Annotated in this window: 13 protein-coding genes; 5 read left to right on the forward strand and 8 right to left on the reverse strand. The window is 71.9% G+C overall.

Features of this window, described 5'->3' with window-relative positions; translation table 11 throughout:
- Positions 1-11: 11 nt before the first annotated feature.
- The 4 genes from AB0O36_RS12310 to AB0O36_RS12325 form a co-directional block, all read right to left on the reverse strand.
- A complete protein-coding gene (locus AB0O36_RS12310; protein WP_365107907.1) occupies positions 12-725 on the reverse strand; it encodes a VC0807 family protein in 714 nt (237 codons plus the stop codon).
- Between the two features lie 135 nt (positions 726-860).
- On the reverse strand, positions 861-1,445 hold the full coding sequence (locus tag AB0O36_RS12315) for a TetR/AcrR family transcriptional regulator (RefSeq protein WP_365107910.1): 585 nt from the start codon (positions 1,443-1,445) through the stop codon (positions 861-863).
- 20 nt (positions 1,446-1,465) lie between these two features.
- Positions 1,466-2,503: an aldo/keto reductase gene (locus AB0O36_RS12320; protein ID WP_365107913.1), complete on the reverse strand. Its 1,038-nt coding sequence runs from the start codon at positions 2,501-2,503 to the stop codon at positions 1,466-1,468.
- Positions 2,504-2,755: 252 nt separating this feature from the next.
- On the reverse strand, positions 2,756-4,219 hold the full coding sequence (locus AB0O36_RS12325; protein ID WP_365107916.1) for an MFS transporter: 1,464 nt from the start codon (positions 4,217-4,219) through the stop codon (positions 2,756-2,758).
- Between the two features lie 34 nt (positions 4,220-4,253).
- On the opposite strand from AB0O36_RS12325, the gene dusB reads away from it, so the two are divergent.
- From dusB to AB0O36_RS12340, 3 genes are all read left to right on the forward strand, one after another.
- On the forward strand, positions 4,254-5,414 hold the full coding sequence (gene dusB / locus AB0O36_RS12330; protein ID WP_365107919.1) for a tRNA dihydrouridine synthase DusB: 1,161 nt from the start codon (positions 4,254-4,256) through the stop codon (positions 5,412-5,414).
- 365 nt (positions 5,415-5,779) lie between these two features.
- Positions 5,780-8,497, forward strand: a complete 2,718-nt coding sequence (ppdK, locus tag AB0O36_RS12335; RefSeq protein ID WP_365107922.1) for a pyruvate, phosphate dikinase — start codon at positions 5,780-5,782, stop codon at positions 8,495-8,497.
- A gap of 472 nt (positions 8,498-8,969) precedes the next feature.
- The gene (locus AB0O36_RS12340) at positions 8,970-9,974 is read left to right on the forward strand and encodes a winged helix-turn-helix domain-containing protein (RefSeq protein ID WP_365107924.1); all 1,005 of its coding nucleotides are present in this window, start codon (positions 8,970-8,972) and stop codon (positions 9,972-9,974) included.
- 128 nt (positions 9,975-10,102) lie between these two features.
- Here AB0O36_RS12340 and AB0O36_RS12345 read toward each other — a convergent pair whose 3' ends face one another.
- The gene (locus tag AB0O36_RS12345; protein WP_365107927.1) at positions 10,103-11,263 is read right to left on the reverse strand and encodes an alkaline phosphatase PhoX; all 1,161 of its coding nucleotides are present in this window, start codon (positions 11,261-11,263) and stop codon (positions 10,103-10,105) included.
- Positions 11,264-11,515: 252 nt separating this feature from the next.
- Between AB0O36_RS12345 and AB0O36_RS12350 the strand changes: the two genes are divergently transcribed.
- Entirely contained in the window at positions 11,516-11,971 is a 456-nt protein-coding gene (locus tag AB0O36_RS12350; RefSeq protein ID WP_365107930.1) for a group III truncated hemoglobin, read from the forward strand.
- A gap of 135 nt (positions 11,972-12,106) precedes the next feature.
- The gene (locus AB0O36_RS12355; protein ID WP_365107933.1) at positions 12,107-12,520 is read left to right on the forward strand and encodes a VOC family protein; all 414 of its coding nucleotides are present in this window, start codon (positions 12,107-12,109) and stop codon (positions 12,518-12,520) included.
- A gap of 55 nt (positions 12,521-12,575) precedes the next feature.
- Here the strand turns inward: AB0O36_RS12355 and nirD are convergent, their stop codons facing one another.
- From nirD to AB0O36_RS12370, 3 genes are read right to left on the reverse strand one after another with little or no spacing between them, the layout of a single operon-like run.
- Positions 12,576-12,908: a nitrite reductase small subunit NirD gene (gene nirD / locus AB0O36_RS12360; RefSeq protein WP_365107935.1), complete on the reverse strand. Its 333-nt coding sequence runs from the start codon at positions 12,906-12,908 to the stop codon at positions 12,576-12,578.
- Complete coding sequence (gene nirB, locus AB0O36_RS12365; RefSeq protein ID WP_365107938.1) at positions 12,905-15,433, reverse strand: nitrite reductase large subunit NirB; 2,529 nt, start codon at positions 15,431-15,433, stop codon at positions 12,905-12,907. The genes nirD and nirB overlap by 4 nt, the downstream gene beginning before the upstream one ends.
- Complete coding sequence (locus AB0O36_RS12370; protein ID WP_365107941.1) at positions 15,430-17,004, reverse strand: FAD-dependent oxidoreductase; 1,575 nt, start codon at positions 17,002-17,004, stop codon at positions 15,430-15,432. The genes nirB and AB0O36_RS12370 overlap by 4 nt, the downstream gene beginning before the upstream one ends.
- Positions 17,005-17,156 lie beyond the last annotated feature (152 nt).

The following is a 17,156-nucleotide window of genomic DNA, read 5'->3' on the forward strand; positions in this document are numbered from 1 at the left end:
GACCGCGGTGATCAGGAGGCGGGCTCCCCGGCAGCCGCGGCGGCGGCCGCCCGTGCCTCGCCCCGGGCCTTGGACCGCTTGCCGTACTGCATGGTCCAGAAGGCCAGCGCGCCCAGCACGCCGTAGATCATGAACGGGCTGAGCGTCACCATGGTGTCGGTGTCGAGCGTGTACGCCAGGGCGATCCGCACGAGGGCCTCGGCCACGTAGGCCACGCCCCACACGGTGGTCATCACGATCATGGTCCGGCGGAAGCCCTCGTACTGCCACAGGCCGTTCCACCAGGAGGTGCTCTCGGGCGTGCCGTCGGTGGCGAACTTCCGGCCGAAGTAGAACATCAGCGGGCGCGGCGCCAGCAGGGTGGCCAGGCAGAGCAGCCCGAACAGTCCGGTGATCCCGGAGTCCTTGATCAGCAGCGCGCGGGCCGAGTGGGCGCCGACCAGCGAGACGACGGCCGTGATGACGATGAAGACCAGGGTGACGAGGGCGAACTCGTCGATCTTGCGCCGCCAGGCCACCACGACGGCGGTGTCGAGGACCGGCCACGCGCTGCTGGCGAGCAGCGCGGCGAACTCGCTCCAGCCGTGGTCGTCCTTGAGCGTGTTGTACGTGAGGATCGGCGCTACGACGTTGAGGCCGATGGTGAGGACCCAGCCGATCGCGGCCGAGGATCCTGAACGGGCGGGTGGTTCCGGTTGGGTGGCCGGAACGGACGCCGTGGACATGCTTCCCCCTGAGAAAGAGCAAAAACGAGTGCGGTCTGGGGAAGGTAGGTCACGGTTGGGCGGGAAAAGCCCACGACCGGCCAAAATGATCGCCAAACTCTCCGGAATCAGCCATTCCGGATGGCCTGGGACGGCTCAGGCCCGCAGCCCCCGGACCACCAGGGAGGAAACGGCCCCGAACTCCGCGGCGATGGTGGGGCTCTGCCACTCGGACGCGTACTGCGGGTCGTGGAACCGGGCGGTGGCGTCGAAGACGGCCCGCGCCGAGGCCGGGGCGTCGGCGGCGGTCAGGGTGCCCGCGGCCACGCCCTCCTCGATGATCCGGGTCAGCTGGGCGACCAGCTCGGCGAGGTGGGCGTCCACCACACCGCTGTTCTCGGCGAGCAGCACGGTGTACGTGGCGAACAGCTCGGGATCGTCGCCCGCCTTGTGCCGCTTGGCCTCGAACAGGGCCTCCAGCCAGGACTCCAGCTTGGAGGGGGCCGGCTCGGCGGGGGCGGCGGCGATCTCCTCCAGCCGCCCGACCGTCCGGCCCAGCCAGCGGTCGGTCACCGCCTCTCGCAGCGCCGCCTTCGAGGGGAAGTGCCGGTACACGCTGCCGTGGCTGACCCCCAGCGCCCGTGCCACGTCGACCACGGTTGCCTTGGCCGGGCCGTAGCGGCGCAGCACGTCCTCGGTGACTTCGAGGATGCGGTCGGGGGTCAGGGCTTCGGGCGGCATGCCTCGACCGTACCCGGCGCTCAGTGCTCGCTGTCGAGGTGGGCCATCTGGGCGGCCGGATAGCGCTCGCCGGCAGCCGATCCGGCGGGCACGGCGGCCTCGACGGCGGCCAGGTCCTCCGGGTCGAGCTGCACCTCCAGCGCGCCGAGCGCCTCGGCGAGCCGGTCCCGGCGGCGGGCGCCGATCAGCGGGACGATGTCCACCCCGTGCCGCGGCCCCTGGGCGAGGACCCAGGCGATGGCCGTCTGGGCCACGCTGACGCCCTTGTCCTCGGCGACCTTGCGCAGCGACTCCACCAGCGCGAGGTTGTGCTCCAGGTTCCCGCCCTGGAAGCGGGGGCTCATGCCCCGGAAGTCGCCGGGGGAGAGCAGCCGGTCGCGGGTGAAGTGTCCGCTGATCAGGCCGCGGGAGAGGACGCCGTACGCCGTGACGCCGATGCCCAGCTCCCGGGCGGTCGGCAGGATCTCCGCCTCGATGCCCCGGGAGATCAGCGAGTACTCGATCTGCAGGTCGGCGATGGGGGCGACGGCGGCCGCCCGGCGCATGGTCGCGGCGCCGACCTCGGAGAGTCCGATGTGCCGGACGTGTCCGGCCTGCACGGCCTCGGCGATCGCGCCGATCGTCTCCTCGACCGGCACGTCGGGGTCGACCCGGGCGATCCGGTAGATGTCGATGTGGTCCCGGCCCAGCCGCTGCAGGGAGTAGGCCAGGAAGTTCTTCACGGCCTCCGGGCGGCCGTCGTACCCGGTGAAGCCGCCCTCCACGGTGCGCAGGGCGCCGAACTTGACGCTGGTGAGGGCCTGCTCGCGAGCCGCCCGCGGCGCCGTGCGGAGGGCTTCGGCGATCAGCAGTTCGTTGTGCCCCATGCCGTAGAAGTCGCCCGTGTCCAGCAGGGTGACCCCGGCGTCCAGGGCGGCGTGGATGGTGGCGACCGACTCGGCGCGGTCGGCTTCGCCGTAGAGCGCGGACATGCCCATGCAGCCGAGGCCGAGCGGGAAGACGGCCGGACCGGTGGAGCCGAGCGTGCGGTGTCGAGGGGTGCTCGCGGAAGTGGTCATGCAAGGAGAATGGCATGACTGCTGACAGATTTCAATATCTGTCAGCAGTCATGCCTCCGGACGGGTTGCGCGGCGAGGACGCCGAGTACGCCGAGGGAGGGCGAGGCGCCCGGACGGACGGATGCCGCGCCCGACGAGGTCGAGCGCGGCATCTTCGGCAACCTCTCCGATGAGGATGAGGATGAGGATGAGGATGAGGAGGAGTGCGAGCAGCTGCGCTGCGCACCCCCCTCGGCCGGGGCGTACGCCCGGTCACTCGGACCGGGGCGGCCCCGCGGCCATCGCGGACGGTCCGGGCCCGGCCGGCGGCTCCTCCAGGGCCGCCGCGGTCCGGGCGGCCGTCGCGCGCGCCCAGGCGCCGCTGCTCACCAGGCCCAGCACCAGGGTCAGCAGCCCGCAGAGCGTGATGATCCACCAGGCCGGCCGGGCGGCCCCGGCGAAGTCGCCGCCCCGAGCCAGCCCTGCCGCCAGCACCGAGCCGATCACCGCCACGCCCAGCGTGCCGCCGGTCTGCCGGCTGGTGGCGGCGACCGCCGCCGCCACGCCCGCCTGCGAACGGGGCATGCCCGAGACCGCCGTGTTGGTGATCGGCGAGTTGACCATGCCGAAGCCCACGCCGAACAGCAGGAAGGCGGCGAGCATCAGCCAGACCCGGTCCTCCGCGGAGAAGGCGGCGAACAGCAGGCCGCTCGACCCCATCCCCAGACCGGCCACCACCAGCGGCAGCCGCGGCCCCCGGCTGCCCACCAGCCGCCCCGACAGCGGGGCGATCAGGCAGGTCATCAGCGCCAGCGGGAGCATCCACAGGCCGGCGTGCAGGGCGTCCAGACCGCGTACGTCCTGCAGGTAGAGGGTGGTCAGGAAGAGGTACCCGGAGAGCCCGGCGAAGGCGCAGATCGCGATCAGCACCGCACCGCTGAAGGGGACGCTCCGGAAGAACCGCGGGTCGATCAGCGGGTCCGCCCGCCGCGGCTCGTACACCAGCAGCCCGACGAAGGAGGCGAGGGCGACCGCCGCGCAGCCCAGCACCAGGCCGGAGCGGAGGCCGGCGGTGGGCGCCTCGATGATCCCGTACGTCAGCGACCCCAGCAGGGCCATGATCAGCAGCTGTCCCACCGGATCGGGACGGCGCGGCCGCGGGGCCCGCGACTCGGGGATGAACCGCAGGGTCAGCACCAGCGCGACCAGACCGATCGGCAGGTTCAGCCAGAAGATGGACCGCCAGCCCACGGTGTCCACGAGGACGCCGCCCACCAGCGGGCCGGCCGCCATCGCGATGCCGGCCACCCCGCCCCAGACGCCGATCGCCCGGGCCCGCGCGGCCGGTTCGGTGAAGGTGTTGGCGATGATCGACATGGCGACCGGGTTGAGCATCGCCGCACCCACGGCCTGGACCACCCGGAAGGCGATCAGCCACTCCAGGCCGGGCGCCAGCGAACACAGCAGCGAGCCCAGCAGGAACATGACCAGACCGGCCGTGAACACTTTGCGGCGGCCGATCCGGTCGGCCGTGGACCCGGCCAGCATCAGCAGCGCGGCCATCGTCAGCGTGTAGGCGTCGATGGTCCACTGCATGCCGGACACGGGGGCGTCGAGCTCCCGCCGCATCTGCGGCAGGGCGACGTTCAGGACGGTGTTGTCGAGGCTGACGATCAGCAGGCTCAGGCAGCAGATCGCCAGGATCACCATGCGGTGCCGGTGGCCGGTCTCGCTCATGGCGCCGATCGTACGGACACCTGATCAACACGGCATGCGCGACAATGGGGGGATGACCACGCTCCCCCCCGCCCTCGCGATCGGCCCGCACACCGTGCAGCCCCCGGTGGTGCTCGCGCCCATGGCCGGCATCACCAACGCCCCGTTCCGCACGCTCTGCCGCGAGTTCTCGGGCGGCAAGGGACTGTTCGTCAGCGAGATGATCACGACGCGCGCGCTGGTCGAGCGCAACGAGAAGACCATGCAGCTGATCCACTTCGACGAATCGGAAAAGCCGCGGTCGATTCAGCTGTACGGGGTGGACCCGGCCACCGTGGGCAAGGCCGTCCGGATGATCGTCGAGGAGGACCGGGCCGACCACATCGACCTGAACTTCGGCTGCCCGGTGCCCAAGGTCACCCGGAAGGGCGGCGGCTCCGCCCTCCCGTACAAGCGGAACCTGCTCCGCGCGATCCTCCGGGAAGCGGTCAGCGGGGCCGGCGACCTGCCGGTGACCATGAAGATGCGCAAGGGCATCGACGACGACCACCTGACCTACCTGGACGCGGGCCGGATCGCGGTGGAGGAGGGCGTCACCGCGATAGCCCTGCACGGCCGGACCACCGCCCAGCACTACGGCGGCATCGCCGACTGGGAGGCCATCGCACGGCTCAAGGAGCACGTGCCGGAGATCCCGGTGCTGGGCAACGGGGACATCTGGTGCGCCGAGGACGCGCTGCGCATGGTCCGGGAGACCGGCTGCGACGGCGTGGTGGTCGGCCGCGGCTGCCTGGGCCGTCCGTGGCTGTTCAACGACCTGGTGGCGGCCTTCGAGGGTCGTACGGACGACTACTACGCCCCCTCGCTCCGGGAGGTCGCCGCGGTCATGATCCGCCACGCGACCCTGCTGGGGGAGTGGATCGGCGACGAGGCCCGCGGTGTGATCGACTTCCGTAAGCACGTGGCCTGGTACCTCAAGGGGTTCTCGGTCGGATCCGAGATGCGCAAGAAGCTGGCGATCACGTCCTCCCTGTCCGAACTGGACGCTCATCTGAGCGAGCTTGATCTGGACCAGCCCTGGCCCGAGGGTGCCGACGGTCCGCGCGGCCGGACGTCCGGAAACAACCGGGTTGTCCTGCCCGAAGGCTGGCTCAAGGATCCCTACGACTGCGCTGGGGTGAGTGAAGACGCAGAGCTGGATACGTCCGGAGGCTGAGAATCCCCTCCGCGCGCGGCGTGAGATACGCCACGCATGGGGTCGGTTGCGCTCAGATGAGCGAACAGATCACGGCTATGACTTCCAAAGGGTGGCACTGGGTGCCACCCTTTGTGCGTTCAACTCTTGAACACAAGAGTATCGATGATCGCTCATCCGAGCGGGATCAGGCCTCAGATGGCACTTTCCCGTTCGGGAGGTGAAAGGTCTTAGGAGGTTTTGGCTACTCACCGGTTACTTTCGATCTGGTGGCGCCGGGCCGGTTACGGGCACATGACGACCAAGTGGACGTACCCAGAAGCCTTCGATCTGGGTATGTTCCTCGCCGTCAGGGCAGCCACCGAGTCCTCGAGGAGTCGAGACCCGTGTCGGAAAACAAAGATCAGAAGTTCGTCTACGACTTCACCGAAGGCAACCGCGACCTCAAGGACCTTCTCGGCGGCAAGGGTGCCAACCTCGCCGAGATGACCAACCTGGGTCTCCCGGTGCCTCCCGGCTTCACCATCACCACCGACGCCTGCAAGGTGTACCTGGACAGCGGTGAGGCCCCGGCCGCGCTGCGCGACGAGGTCACCGCCCACCTGCAGGCCCTCGAGGCGAAGATGGGCAAGAAGCTCGGCCAGTCCGACGACCCGCTGCTGGTCTCCGTCCGGTCCGGCGCCAAGTTCTCCATGCCCGGCATGATGGACACGGTCCTCAACATCGGCATGTCCGACGAGTCGGTCCAGGGCCTGGCCAAGCAGGCCGACAACGAGCGCTTCGCCTGGGACTCGTACCGCCGCCTGATCCAGATGTTCGGCAAGACCGTGCTCGGCGTCGAGGGCGAGCTCTTCGAGGAGGCCCTCGAGGAGGCCAAGGCCGCCAAGAAGGTCGCCGTCGACACCGACCTCGACGCCGCCGACCTCAAGAAGCTGGTCAAGGCCTTCAAGAAGATCGTGGCGAAGGAGGCCGGCCGCGAGTTCCCGCAGGACGCCCGCGAGCAGCTCGACCTCGCCGTCGAGGCGGTGTTCAACTCCTGGAACACCGACCGCGCCAAGCTCTACCGCCGCCAGGAGCGCATCCCCGGCGACCTGGGCACCGCGGTCAACGTCTGCTCCATGGTCTTCGGCAACCTCGGCCCGGACTCCGGCACCGGCGTCGCCTTCACCCGCGACCCCGCCAGCGGCCACCAGGGCGTCTACGGCGACTACCTGCAGAACGCGCAGGGCGAGGACGTCGTCGCCGGCATCCGCAACACCGTGCCCCTCTCCGACCTGGAGCAGCTGGACAAGAAGTCCTACGACCAGCTGATGCAGATCATGGAGACCCTCGAAACGCACTACAAGGACCTGTGCGACATCGAGTTCACCATCGAGCGCGGCCAGCTGTGGATGCTCCAGACCCGGGTCGGCAAGCGCACCGCCGGCGCCGCCTTCCGCATCGCCACCCAGCTGGTGGACCAGGGCCTGATCGACGAGGCCGAGGCGCTCCGCCGGGTCAACGGCGCGCAGCTCGCCCAGCTGATGTTCCCGCGCTTCGACGAGGACGCGAAGACCGAGCTGCTCGGCCGCGGCATCGCCGCCTCCCCGGGTGCCGCCGTCGGCAAGGCCGTCTTCGACTCCTACACGGCCGTCAAGTGGTCCCGTTCCGGCGAGAAGGTCATCCTGATCCGCCGCGAGACCAACCCCGACGACCTGGACGGCATGATCGCCTCCGAGGGCATCCTGACCTCGCGCGGCGGCAAGACCTCGCACGCCGCCGTCGTCGCCCGCGGCATGGGCAAGACCTGTGTCTGCGGCGCCGAGGAGCTCGACGTCGACACCAAGCGCCGCCGTCTGACCACCTCCTCCGGCCAGGTCATCGAGGAGGGTGACGTCGTCTCCATCGACGGCTCCACCGGCAAGGTGTACCGCGGCGAGGTACCCGTCGTACCGTCCCCGGTGGTCGAGTACTTCGAGGGCCGCATGCACGCCGGTGCCGACGAGGCCGACGAGCTGATCGGCGCGGTCCACCGGATCATGTCCTACGCCGACGGGGTCCGCCGGCTGCGCGTCCGCGCCAACGCCGACAACGCCGAGGACGCCCTGCGCGCCCGCCGGTTCGGCGCCCAGGGCATCGGCCTGTGCCGCACCGAGCACATGTTCCTCGGCGAGCGCCGCGAGATGGTCGAGCGCCTGATCCTGGCCGACACCGACTCCGAGCGCGAGAAGGCACTCAGTGCCCTCCTGCCGCTGCAGAAGAAGGACTTCGTCGAGCTGTTCGAGGCGATGGACGGCCTGCCCGTCACCGTCCGCCTGCTCGACCCGCCGCTGCACGAGTTCCTGCCCGACATCACCGAGCTGTCGGTCCGGGTCGCCCTCGCCGAGGCCCGCAAGGACCCCAACGAGAACGACCTGCGTCTGCTCCAGGCCGTGCACAAGCTGCACGAGCAGAACCCGATGCTGGGTCTGCGCGGCGTCCGCCTCGGCCTGGTCATCCCCGGCCTGTTCGCCATGCAGGTCCGCGCGATCGCGGAGGCGGCCGCCATCCGCAAGGACGCCAAGGGCGACCCCCGCGCCGAGATCATGATCCCGCTGGTCGGCACCGTCCAGGAGCTGGAGATCGTCCGCGAGGAGGCCGACCGGATCATCGCCGAGGTCGAGGCCGCCACCGGCACCAGCCTCAAGCTGACCATCGGCACCATGATCGAGCTGCCCCGGGCCGCGCTGACCGCGGACCAGATCGCCGAGGCCGCCCAGTTCTTCTCCTTCGGCACGAACGACCTGACCCAGACGGTGTGGGGCTTCTCCCGCGACGACGTGGAGGCCAGCTTCTTCACCGCCTACCTGGAGAAGGGCATCTTCGGGGTCTCGCCGTTCGAGACCATCGACAAGGACGGCGTGGGCTCCCTGGTCCGGCACGCGGCCAAGCTGGGCCGGGCCACCCGCCCCGACCTCAAGCTCGGCGTCTGCGGCGAGCACGGCGGCGACCCCGAGTCGGTGCACTTCTTCCACGAGGTCGGCCTCGACTACGTCTCCTGCTCGCCGTTCCGGATCCCGGTGGCGCGCCTGGAGGCCGGCCGGGCCGCCGCGGTGGGCGCGGACAAGGGCTCCGACAGCCGCTGACCCCACCACCCCCACACTCCGGCCGTCCCGTCGGACATGACGGACCATCCCGGTCCACGACGGGTCATCAGGTCCTGTGACGGACCCTGACGGGACGGCCGGACCGCCGACCGCGCGCCTGCCCCCGGGTTCCCTGACCCCCGAGGGCAGGCGCGCCGTGCTTTTTCGAGTTCAACCACTATTCAACGCCAGCAGGCGGTGGACGGATCCCCACCCGTCCACCGCCTGCTGTCAATCCGCCGGTCACGTCGGCGCTTCCCGGTGCGACCGACCGCCAGGCCCCGCAAAGCCCCCCACGGCCTTCACGGAGCGTTTCGGTCGCACCGGAGTGTGCCCGGCGGAGTACAGCATTTCGGTTGTCACACCCCTGCCGAAAGGGGTTTCAACTGTGGCCGAAAGGGCGTGGTGACGTCGTGTGACTGCATGCATACTCATGGGGCGGGGGGATTGCGGTTGCACAGGTGGGGGTTCGGTGCTGCGTATCCATTTCACTGGAGTGGACCTGGCACGCGTACGGATGGCAGGGCGTCCCGATGCGTTGTGGGAAACGATTCTTAGTTTTCACCGCCTAAGAGACCGGCGGGATGCCCGGTTGTTCGGTGAATGGCGTACTGAAGCGCGGAGCAGGTTGAATAGTGAAACACGGCTGCTTGGTGCGCTCATACCGAGTCGCGGCTATTTCCCCGATTTCCTGACCCCGGCCGAGGGCCGCTTCGGGTGGGACGTCGGGCTCGACGCGCTGCGCGGGATCCGTGACGAACGGCTCCGCAGGGAGCTGTCCCTGGTGGCCGGCGGAGCGCCGCTGTCACCCCGGCTGCGGGAGTTCGCCGACGGCGGCACCCAGGTGCTGCCCCGGCTGCTGCGCGAGCTGCGCGGCTACCACCGGGCCGCCGTGGAGCCGTACTGGACGCACATCCAGGCCCAGATCGAGGCGGAGCGGGCCGCCCGCGGGCGGGCCCTGCTCGACGGGGGCGCGGACGAGCTCCTGGACTCCCTGCCGCCGATGCTGCGCTGGCGCGCCCCGGTGCTGGAGTGCGACTACCCGGTGGACCGCGACGTACGGCTCCAGGGGCGCGGGCTGCTGCTCCAGCCGTCGTTCTTCTGCCGGCGCACCGCCGTGACCCTGCAGGACCCCGAGCTGCCGCCGGTGCTGGTGTACCCGGCGGCGGCCGAACTGGCCTCCGCCTCGGCCGGGGTGGACGCGGTCCGCCCCGCCTGCCCCGACGAGCGGCGCGTCCGCAGCCTGGGCAAGCTGGTCGGGCACACCCGCTCGGTGGTGCTGCGGGCCATCGGGGACGGCGCCACCACCAGTGAGCTGGCCCGCCGGGCCGGGGTCTCGCTGGCCTCGGCCAGCCAGCACGCCGGCGTGATGCGCGAGGCCGGTCTGGTCACCACCCTGCGCCGGGGCAACGCGGTGCTGCACACCGTGACCCCGCTGGGCGCGGCCCTGCTGAAGGGCGGGGCGGTGGCCTCCTGAGCGCGGCCGCACCCCGGCCGGGAGGACCCGGGCGGGGTGCGGCCGTCAGGCGACCCCGGAGGCGGCCGTGGAGGCGGGGCCGCGGGACGGGGCCGTGGGGCAGGCGGGCTCAGGTGCCCGGGCAGGGCTCAGGTCCGGAACGGGCCCGTGACCTCGTAGGTGATGCCGCCCGAGGAGCTGCCGCTCGTACCGCGCTGGCTGGAGAAGTACAGGCGGTTGCCGGCGGGGGAGAAGGCCGGGCCGGTGATCTCCGACGAGGACTGGCCGGTGATCCGCAGGAACGGGGCGACCACGTCGTCCGGGGTGATGATGCAGATCTCCATGTTGCCGCCGTCCTCGGCCACGAACAGGTCGCCGGAGGAGGAGCCGGTGACGTTGTCGACGCCGGTCAGCGGGGCGCCGCCGCCCACCACGAGGGAGTCGTCGTAGGCCAGCTCGTAGGTGCTGTTGGCCAGGTTCAGCTGCCAGACCCGGTTGTCGCCCTTGGTGGTGAACCAGACGGTGTCGTTGGCGTAGTGGCAGCCCTCGCCGCCGTTGAACTTCTTCGCGCCGGAGACCTGGCTGCGGGTGACGGTCGGCGAGCCGTCGGGGTCCGGCACGTTCTGCCAGGTGAAGGAGCCGGAGGTGCCGCTGCCGGCCTTGAGGACCTGCAGGGTGCCGGAGGTGAGGCTGCCCCAGGCGGTGGGGATGAACCGGTAGAAGCAGCCGTCCGTCTCGTCCTCGGTCAGGTAGACGACCTGGCGGACCGGGTCGGCGGCCGCGGCCTCGTGCTTGAACCGGCCCATCGCGGGCCGCTGCACGGCCGCGTTCACCCCGTACGGGTCGGTCTCGTACACGTAGCCCAGGCTGACCTCCTCGCAGGACAGCCAGGTGTTCCACGGGGTCTTGCCGCCCGCGCAGTTCTGCCGGGTGTTGGAGAGGATCCGGTACGCGCCGGTGACCGTGCCGGACGAGTTGAACCTGACGGCGCTCGCGCCGCCGGAAGGGTTGATCTCGGAGTTCGACACGTAGATCCAGCCCGATCCGTCGGTGAAGCACGCACCGCCGTCGGGAGCGTTGTGCCAGGTGTACGAGGTGCCGCTCACGGTCTGGCCGGATCGGGCGATCACCCGGCTGGTGAAGCCGGCCGGGAGCATGATGCCGTTCGCGTCCGCCGCGCCCAGGGCCCCGTAGGGACCGGGGCCGGGCTGGGCGGGGGCCGCGTAGGCGGCGCCGCGCATCAGGGTGCCGCCGAAGGCGGCGGCCGACGTGCCGATCACGGCACCGCGCAGGAAGGTACGACGTTCCACGGTCACTCCTGGGGGGAGGGAGGCCCCGGGAGGCCGGCCGGCCTCCCGGGGTCATGCGCGACTGGGAACCTAGGAGTCCAGAGTTGACCGGACGTCAATTCCTCGTGACGCGCGGGCGACCGGTCGGAGTGCAATCCCCGCGCCCCCGGTCCGGCCGCCGGACCGGCCGTGCAGGGGCGATTTCCGGACGTCGCGCCATTCCGTGGCTTTCCGGCCCCGGAGGGGCCACGGATGCGCGAGGATGCCGGAGACATGAACGGAACGCGCTCCGATATCGCCGGGCGGGCGGACCTCGACGTCCTGCTGCGCCGCTTCTACACGGCGGCCTTCGCCGACCCCCTGATCGGGCCGTTCTTCACCCGGATCGCGGGCACCGACCTGGAGGCCCACCTGCCCCGGATCACCGACTTCTGGGAGCAGGCGCTGTTCCGCACCGCCCGCTACGAGGGCAATGCCCTGGCTCCGCACGCCGCCGTGCACTCGGTCCGCCCCCTCACCGCGGAGGACTTCGGGCGCTGGGTGCAGCTGTGGCGCGCCACCGTCGACGGGCTGTACGCCGGGCCGCTCGCCGAGCGGGCCAAGGACCAGGGCGAGCGGATCGCGCTCACCCTGCACCGGCGGCTGGCGGGCGGGGACGCGCCGCTCACCGGTCAGGGGCCGGGCTTCGTGCCGCTGGCCGCCCTGGAGCTGCGCTCCTCACTGGTCTGACCCCGCTGCCCCACCGCCCCTGACCTGCGGCTTCGTAGATCCGCAAAAAAGTTTCGACGGGACCGATGAGTTTCCCGGCGGCCCCTGGTCTACCTCTCGACAGCACCACACGGCACCGAGAGAGAAGAGACCGGGATGTCCCAGCCGCAGATGATCTTCGTGAACCTGCCCGTCAAGGACCTGGACGCGGCCAAGGCGTTCTGGGAGAAGCTCGGCTACTCCTTCAACCCGCAGTTCACCGACGACACCGCGGCCTGTCTGGTCTTCAGCGACACGATCTTCGCGATGCTGCTGACCGAGGCCAAGTTCAAGGAGTTCACCTCCAAGAAGATCGCGGACACCGCCCGCACCGCCCAGGGCATCTTCGCGCTGAGCGCCGACAGCCGCGAGCGGGTCGACGAGCTGGTCGACGGGGCCCTCGCGGGCGGTGCCACCGAGCCGCGCCCGGCCATGGAGTACGGCTTCATGTACGGCCGCACCTTCGAGGACCTCGACCACCACCTGTGGGAGGTCGTGTGGATGGACCCGGCCGCCGCCCGGCAGGGCTGACGGCGGCCGGCGCCGCAGGGTCCGGCCGCCGTGGTGTCGGGAGGCCGCGGCGGTGTCAGGAGGTCGCGGCGGTCCGTACCGGATAGGTGGGGACCGCCACCTCCTCGTCGTCCAGGCAGCGCCCCGTCTCCAGGTCGAAGCGCTGCTTGAGCAGCGGCGAGGCCACGAACGGCCGGCCGGCCGCCGCTCCGATCAGCCCGCGCGAGAGCACCTGCGCCCCGGTGAAGGGATCCCGGTTGCCGATCGCGTACGTGCGCCCGGCCCGGTCCACGAAGACCGCGGCCTGGCTCCCGTCGGGCAGCAGGGCCGCCACTCCCCGGCCGGGCAGCAGCTGCCCGAGCTCGCAGACGGTCAGCCATCCCTCGGCCACCCGCAGTTCCACGGTCATCGGTTCCCTCCCAGGGGTTCCAGCGTGAGGACGGTCAGGTCGGGCTTGACCTGGTCCCGTTCGGGCACGAACTTCACCGCCGGGTCGGGCGCGCCCGGCGCGTTGACGAAGGACACGAACCGCCGCAGCCGCTCCGGGTCGTCCAGGGTGGCCGCCCACTCGTCGCGGTAGTGCGCCACGTGCCCGGCCATCAGGGACTCCAGCTCCGCGCACAGCCCCAGCGAGTCGTGCACGACCACGTCCCGGAGGTGGTCCAGGCCGCCCTCCAGCCGGTCCAGCCAGGTGGAGGTCCGCTCCAGGCGGTCGGCGGTGCGGATGTAGAACATCAGGAAGCGGTCGATCAGCCGGACGAGTTCGGCGTCGGACAGGTCCTGGGCGAGCAGGTCCGCGTGGCGCGGGGTGGCCCCGCCGTTCCCGCCGACGTAGAGGTTCCAGCCGCCGGCCGTGGCGATGACCCCGAAGTCCTTGCTCTGGGCCTCCGCGCACTCCCGGGCGCAGCCGGACACCGCGGACTTGAGCTTGTGCGGGGCGCGCAGGCCCCGGTAGCGGAGTTCCAGGTCGATGGCCATGCGGACGCTGTCCTGGACGCCGTAGCGGCACCAGGTCTGTCCCACGCAGGACTTCACGGTGCGCAGGGCCTTCCCGTAGGCGTGCCCGGACTCGAATCCGGCGTCCACCAGGCGGGTCCAGATCTTCGGCAGCTGGTCCACCGAGGCGCCGAACAGGTCGATCCGCTGACCGCCGGTGATCTTCGTGTAGAGGCCGAAGTCGCGGGCCACCTCGCCGATCACGATCAGTTTCTCCGGGGTGATCTCGCCGCCGGGGATCCGCGGGACCACCGAGTACGAGCCGTTGCGCTGCAGGTTCGCCAGGAAGTGGTCGTTGGTGTCCTGGAGGGCCGCCTGCCCGTCGGCCAGGACGTAGCCGCTGGCGCCGATGCTCGGCGCGAGCGAGGCGATGATCGAGCCGACGGCCGGCTTGCAGGTCTCGCAGCCGTCGCCGCCCTTGGCCGCCTCCCGGCCGTGTCCGTCGAGGAGTTCCTCGTACGTGCTCAGGCGGCGGGTGCGGACGATCTCGTAGAGCTCCGCCCTGGTGTGGGGGAAGCAGGCGCAGAGCCCCTTGTCGGTGCTCGCCGGCAGCAGCTGGCCGATCACCTTTACGCAGCTGCCGCAGCCGGTGCCCGCCCGGGTGCACTTCTTCACCTCGGCGAGGGTGGCGCAGGCGGTGATCTCCTTCTTGGTCACGTTGTGGCAGGAGCAGATCACCGCGGTGTCGGGCAGCGCGGCCGGGCCGAGGGCGGCGGGGGCGCCGGCCCCCGCGGGCAGCACCAGCTGTTCGGGGGAGACCGGCGGGACGCTGCCGGTCAGCGGGCGCAGCAGGCCGTAGGCGTCGGCCTCGCCGACCAGCACCCCGCCGAGCAGGGTGCCGTCGGGGGAGACCACCAGCTTCTTGTAGATCCCCGAGCGGGAGTCGGAGTAGACCACGTCGAGGCTGCCCTCGGCGGTGCCGTGGGCGTCGCCGAAGGAGGCCACGTCCACGCCGAGCAGCTTGAGCTTGGTGGACAGGTCGGCGCCGGTGAACTCGCGGCCCCGGCCGAGCAGGTCGTCGGCGGCGGTCTCGGCCATCTCGTAGCCGGGGGCGACCAGTCCGTAGACGCGGCCGTCGGCGGCCTGCGCGCACTCGCCGATGGCGTACACGTACGGGTCGGAGGTGCGGCAGCGGGCGTCGACGGTGATGCCGCCGCGTTCGCCGACGTCGAGGCCGCAGTCCCGGGCCAGCCCGTCGCGGGGCCGGACCCCGGCGGAGAAGACCACCAGGTCGGTGCCGACCGTCGTTCCGTCGGAGAGCAGCATGCCGCTGACCGAACCGTCCGGGCCGCCGGTGACGACCTCCTGGGTGCCGACGCCGGTGTGCACGGTCAGGCCCATGCCCTCGATGGTGCGCAGCAGGGCGGCGCCGCCGCCCTCGTCGACCTGGACGGGCATCAGCCGGGGCGCGAACTCCACGATCCGGGTGTCCAGTCCGAGGCCCTTCAGGGCCCCGGCCGCCTCCAGGCCGAGCAGGCCGCCGCCGACCACCGCGCCGCGGGTGCGGCCCCGGGCGTACTCCTCGATGGCCAGCAGGTCCTCGATGGTGCGGTAGACGAAGCAGCCGGGGGCGTCCTTGCCGGGGACGGGCGGCACGAAGGGGTACGAGCCGGTGGCGAGCACGAGGACGTCGTACGGGTGGACCCGGCCGGAGCCGGCGGTGACGGTGCGGGCGGCCCGGTCGACGGAGGCGGCGGGGTCGTCGAGGTGCAGCTCTATGCCGTGCTCCGCCAGGAAGCCGGCCGGGGTGAGGGACAGCTCCTCGGGGGTGCTGCCGGAGAAGTAGGAGGTGAGGTGGACCCGGTCGTAGGCGGGCCGGGGCTCCTCGGCGAGCACGACGACGCGGTGGGTGCGGGTCGTCCCGCGTTCGGCGAGCGCTTCGAGGTAGCGCTGGCCGACCATGCCGTGCCCGATGAGCAGGATCGTGGGCTTGGTCATCGTGTGGGGCCTCCGTCGTCGGTGAGCAGGTGGATCAGCCGGTCCGTGGCGGACAGGGGTTCGTCGCCCTCCCAGGCGCGGGCGAGGGTTCCCACGGCGGAGAGCTCGCCGAGGAGCACCCCGCCGACGAGCCGGTCCCCGCGGACGACGACCTGCCGGTAGGTGCGGCGGGTGGCGTCGGTCAGCCGGACGACGTCGTCGCCGGGGAGCGGGGTGGTCTCGCCGAAGGCGGCGAGGTCGAGGGGCGCGGGGCCGGCGGGGCCGTGGGCGAGGGTGAGCCGGGTCAGGGCGCGGGTGCCGGTGTAGCGGAGGGGGGCGCCCGCGGGCGTTGCCGGGCCGGTGTCCGGGCCGGGGTCCGGGCCGGGGGCGCCCACGGGCGCTCCCGCGCCGTGCACGGCTTCGGCGGTGTCCGGGCCGGGGGTGCCGGGGGCGCCGGCTGTCCGGCCGTGCCCGGCCCCGGCCCCCTGACCGGGGCCGGGCACGGGGGCTTCGTTCGCTTCGGGAGCTGCGTGGGCGGGGGAAGCTGCGTGGGCGTGCGGAGCCGCGTGGGCCGGGGAAGCCGAACGGGCTTCGGGGTGCCCGGCCGCGGCCGGACCGCTCAGCAGGATCGAGGCCAGTACGTCGGCCTGTTCCAGGGCCGGGCCGGCCAGGCCGTAGACCCGGCCGCCGTGCTCGGCGCAGTCGCCGATCGCGTGGATCCGGGGGTCGCTGGTGCGCAGCTCGTCGTCGACGAGCACGCCCTGCCGTACGTCGAGCCCGGCGGCCCGGGCCAGGCCCACGCGGGGCCGTACGCCGCAGGCGAGGACGACCAGGTCGGCGTCGAGACGGTAGCCGTCGGCGAGTTCCACGCCGGTGACCCGCCGGGGTCCGGCCGGCGCGGGCCGCGCGTCCCGGCGGCCCGGGCCGGAGCCCGGGGGGTCGGTGAGGACCGCGCGGACGCGGCACTCGGTGTGGACCTCCACCCCGAGCTCCGTCAGGTGGGACCGCAACAGTGCGGAGGCCGGTGCGTCCAGCTGGCGTTCCATCAGGCGCTCGCCCTGCTGGGCCAGGACCACCTGTGCGCCCCGCGCGGCCAGGGCCCGCGCCGCCGAGACGCCCAGCAGCCCGCCGCCGATCACCACCGTGCGGACGCCCGGCCCGACCGCGTCGGAGAGGGCCGTGCAGTCGTCCATGGTGCGGAAGGGGTGCACGCCGTCGGGCAGTTCACCGTCACCGGGCTCGAACAGGCCCCGCAGCGGCGGCAGCACCGGGTTGGAGCCGGTGGCCAGGACCAGCACGTCGTACGGCTCGACGGACCCGTCGTCGCCGTGCACGAGCCGCGCGTGCCGGTCGATCAGGACCGCCCGGACGCCGCGCCGCAGCCCCGGCCCGGCCGAGGGCAGGGCCGCGACCTCGGCCGCGTAACGCCCCGCGAGGATCTCCGCGAGCAGCACCCGGTTGTACGGGACGTGCGGCTCCTCGCCGAACACGGACACGGTCACGGTCGTCGGTGCGGAGCCGAGCCGCTGGGCCAGCCGCAGCCCCGCGAGGCCGCCGCCGACCACCACCACACGCTGCTGTCGCCAGGTCATGCCATGAGCGTGCGGGCCCGCTGTTTCCCGGCCGCATCGCCCTTGTTACCCGGACGGAACGCCCGTCTCCCAGGCCGGCTTAAGTGCCCGTGAGGGCTCCCTCAAGCCAGGCTTAAGGATCTTCTGGTGTCGTCCGGGGGCGCCTAGCGTGC

The sequence above is a fragment of the Streptomyces sp. NPDC089799 genome (assembly GCF_040684755.1).
Lineage (GTDB): Bacteria > Actinomycetota > Actinomycetes > Streptomycetales > Streptomycetaceae > Streptomyces.

What these genes read in the sequence shown, in the direction of transcription:
- AB0O36_RS12310 (WP_365107907.1), bottom strand. Translation starts at nt 725, where the DNA reads ATGTCCACGGCGTCCGTTCCGGCCACCCAACCGGAACCACCCGCCCGT.
- AB0O36_RS12315 (WP_365107910.1), bottom strand. Translation starts at nt 1,445, where the DNA reads ATGCCGCCCGAAGCCCTGACCCCCGACCGCATCCTCGAAGTCACCGAG.
- AB0O36_RS12320 (WP_365107913.1), bottom strand. Translation starts at nt 2,503, where the DNA reads ATGACCACTTCCGCGAGCACCCCTCGACACCGCACGCTCGGCTCCACC.
- AB0O36_RS12325 (WP_365107916.1), bottom strand. Translation starts at nt 4,219, where the DNA reads ATGAGCGAGACCGGCCACCGGCACCGCATGGTGATCCTGGCGATCTGC.
- dusB (WP_365107919.1), top strand. Translation starts at nt 4,254, where the DNA reads ATGCGCGACAATGGGGGGATGACCACGCTCCCCCCCGCCCTCGCGATC.
- AB0O36_RS12350 (WP_365107930.1), top strand. Translation starts at nt 11,516, where the DNA reads ATGAACGGAACGCGCTCCGATATCGCCGGGCGGGCGGACCTCGACGTC.
- AB0O36_RS12355 (WP_365107933.1), top strand. Translation starts at nt 12,107, where the DNA reads ATGTCCCAGCCGCAGATGATCTTCGTGAACCTGCCCGTCAAGGACCTG.
- nirD (WP_365107935.1), bottom strand. Translation starts at nt 12,908, where the DNA reads ATGACCGTGGAACTGCGGGTGGCCGAGGGATGGCTGACCGTCTGCGAG.
- nirB (WP_365107938.1), bottom strand. Translation starts at nt 15,433, where the DNA reads ATGACCAAGCCCACGATCCTGCTCATCGGGCACGGCATGGTCGGCCAG.
- AB0O36_RS12370 (WP_365107941.1), bottom strand. Translation starts at nt 17,004, where the DNA reads ATGACCTGGCGACAGCAGCGTGTGGTGGTGGTCGGCGGCGGCCTCGCG.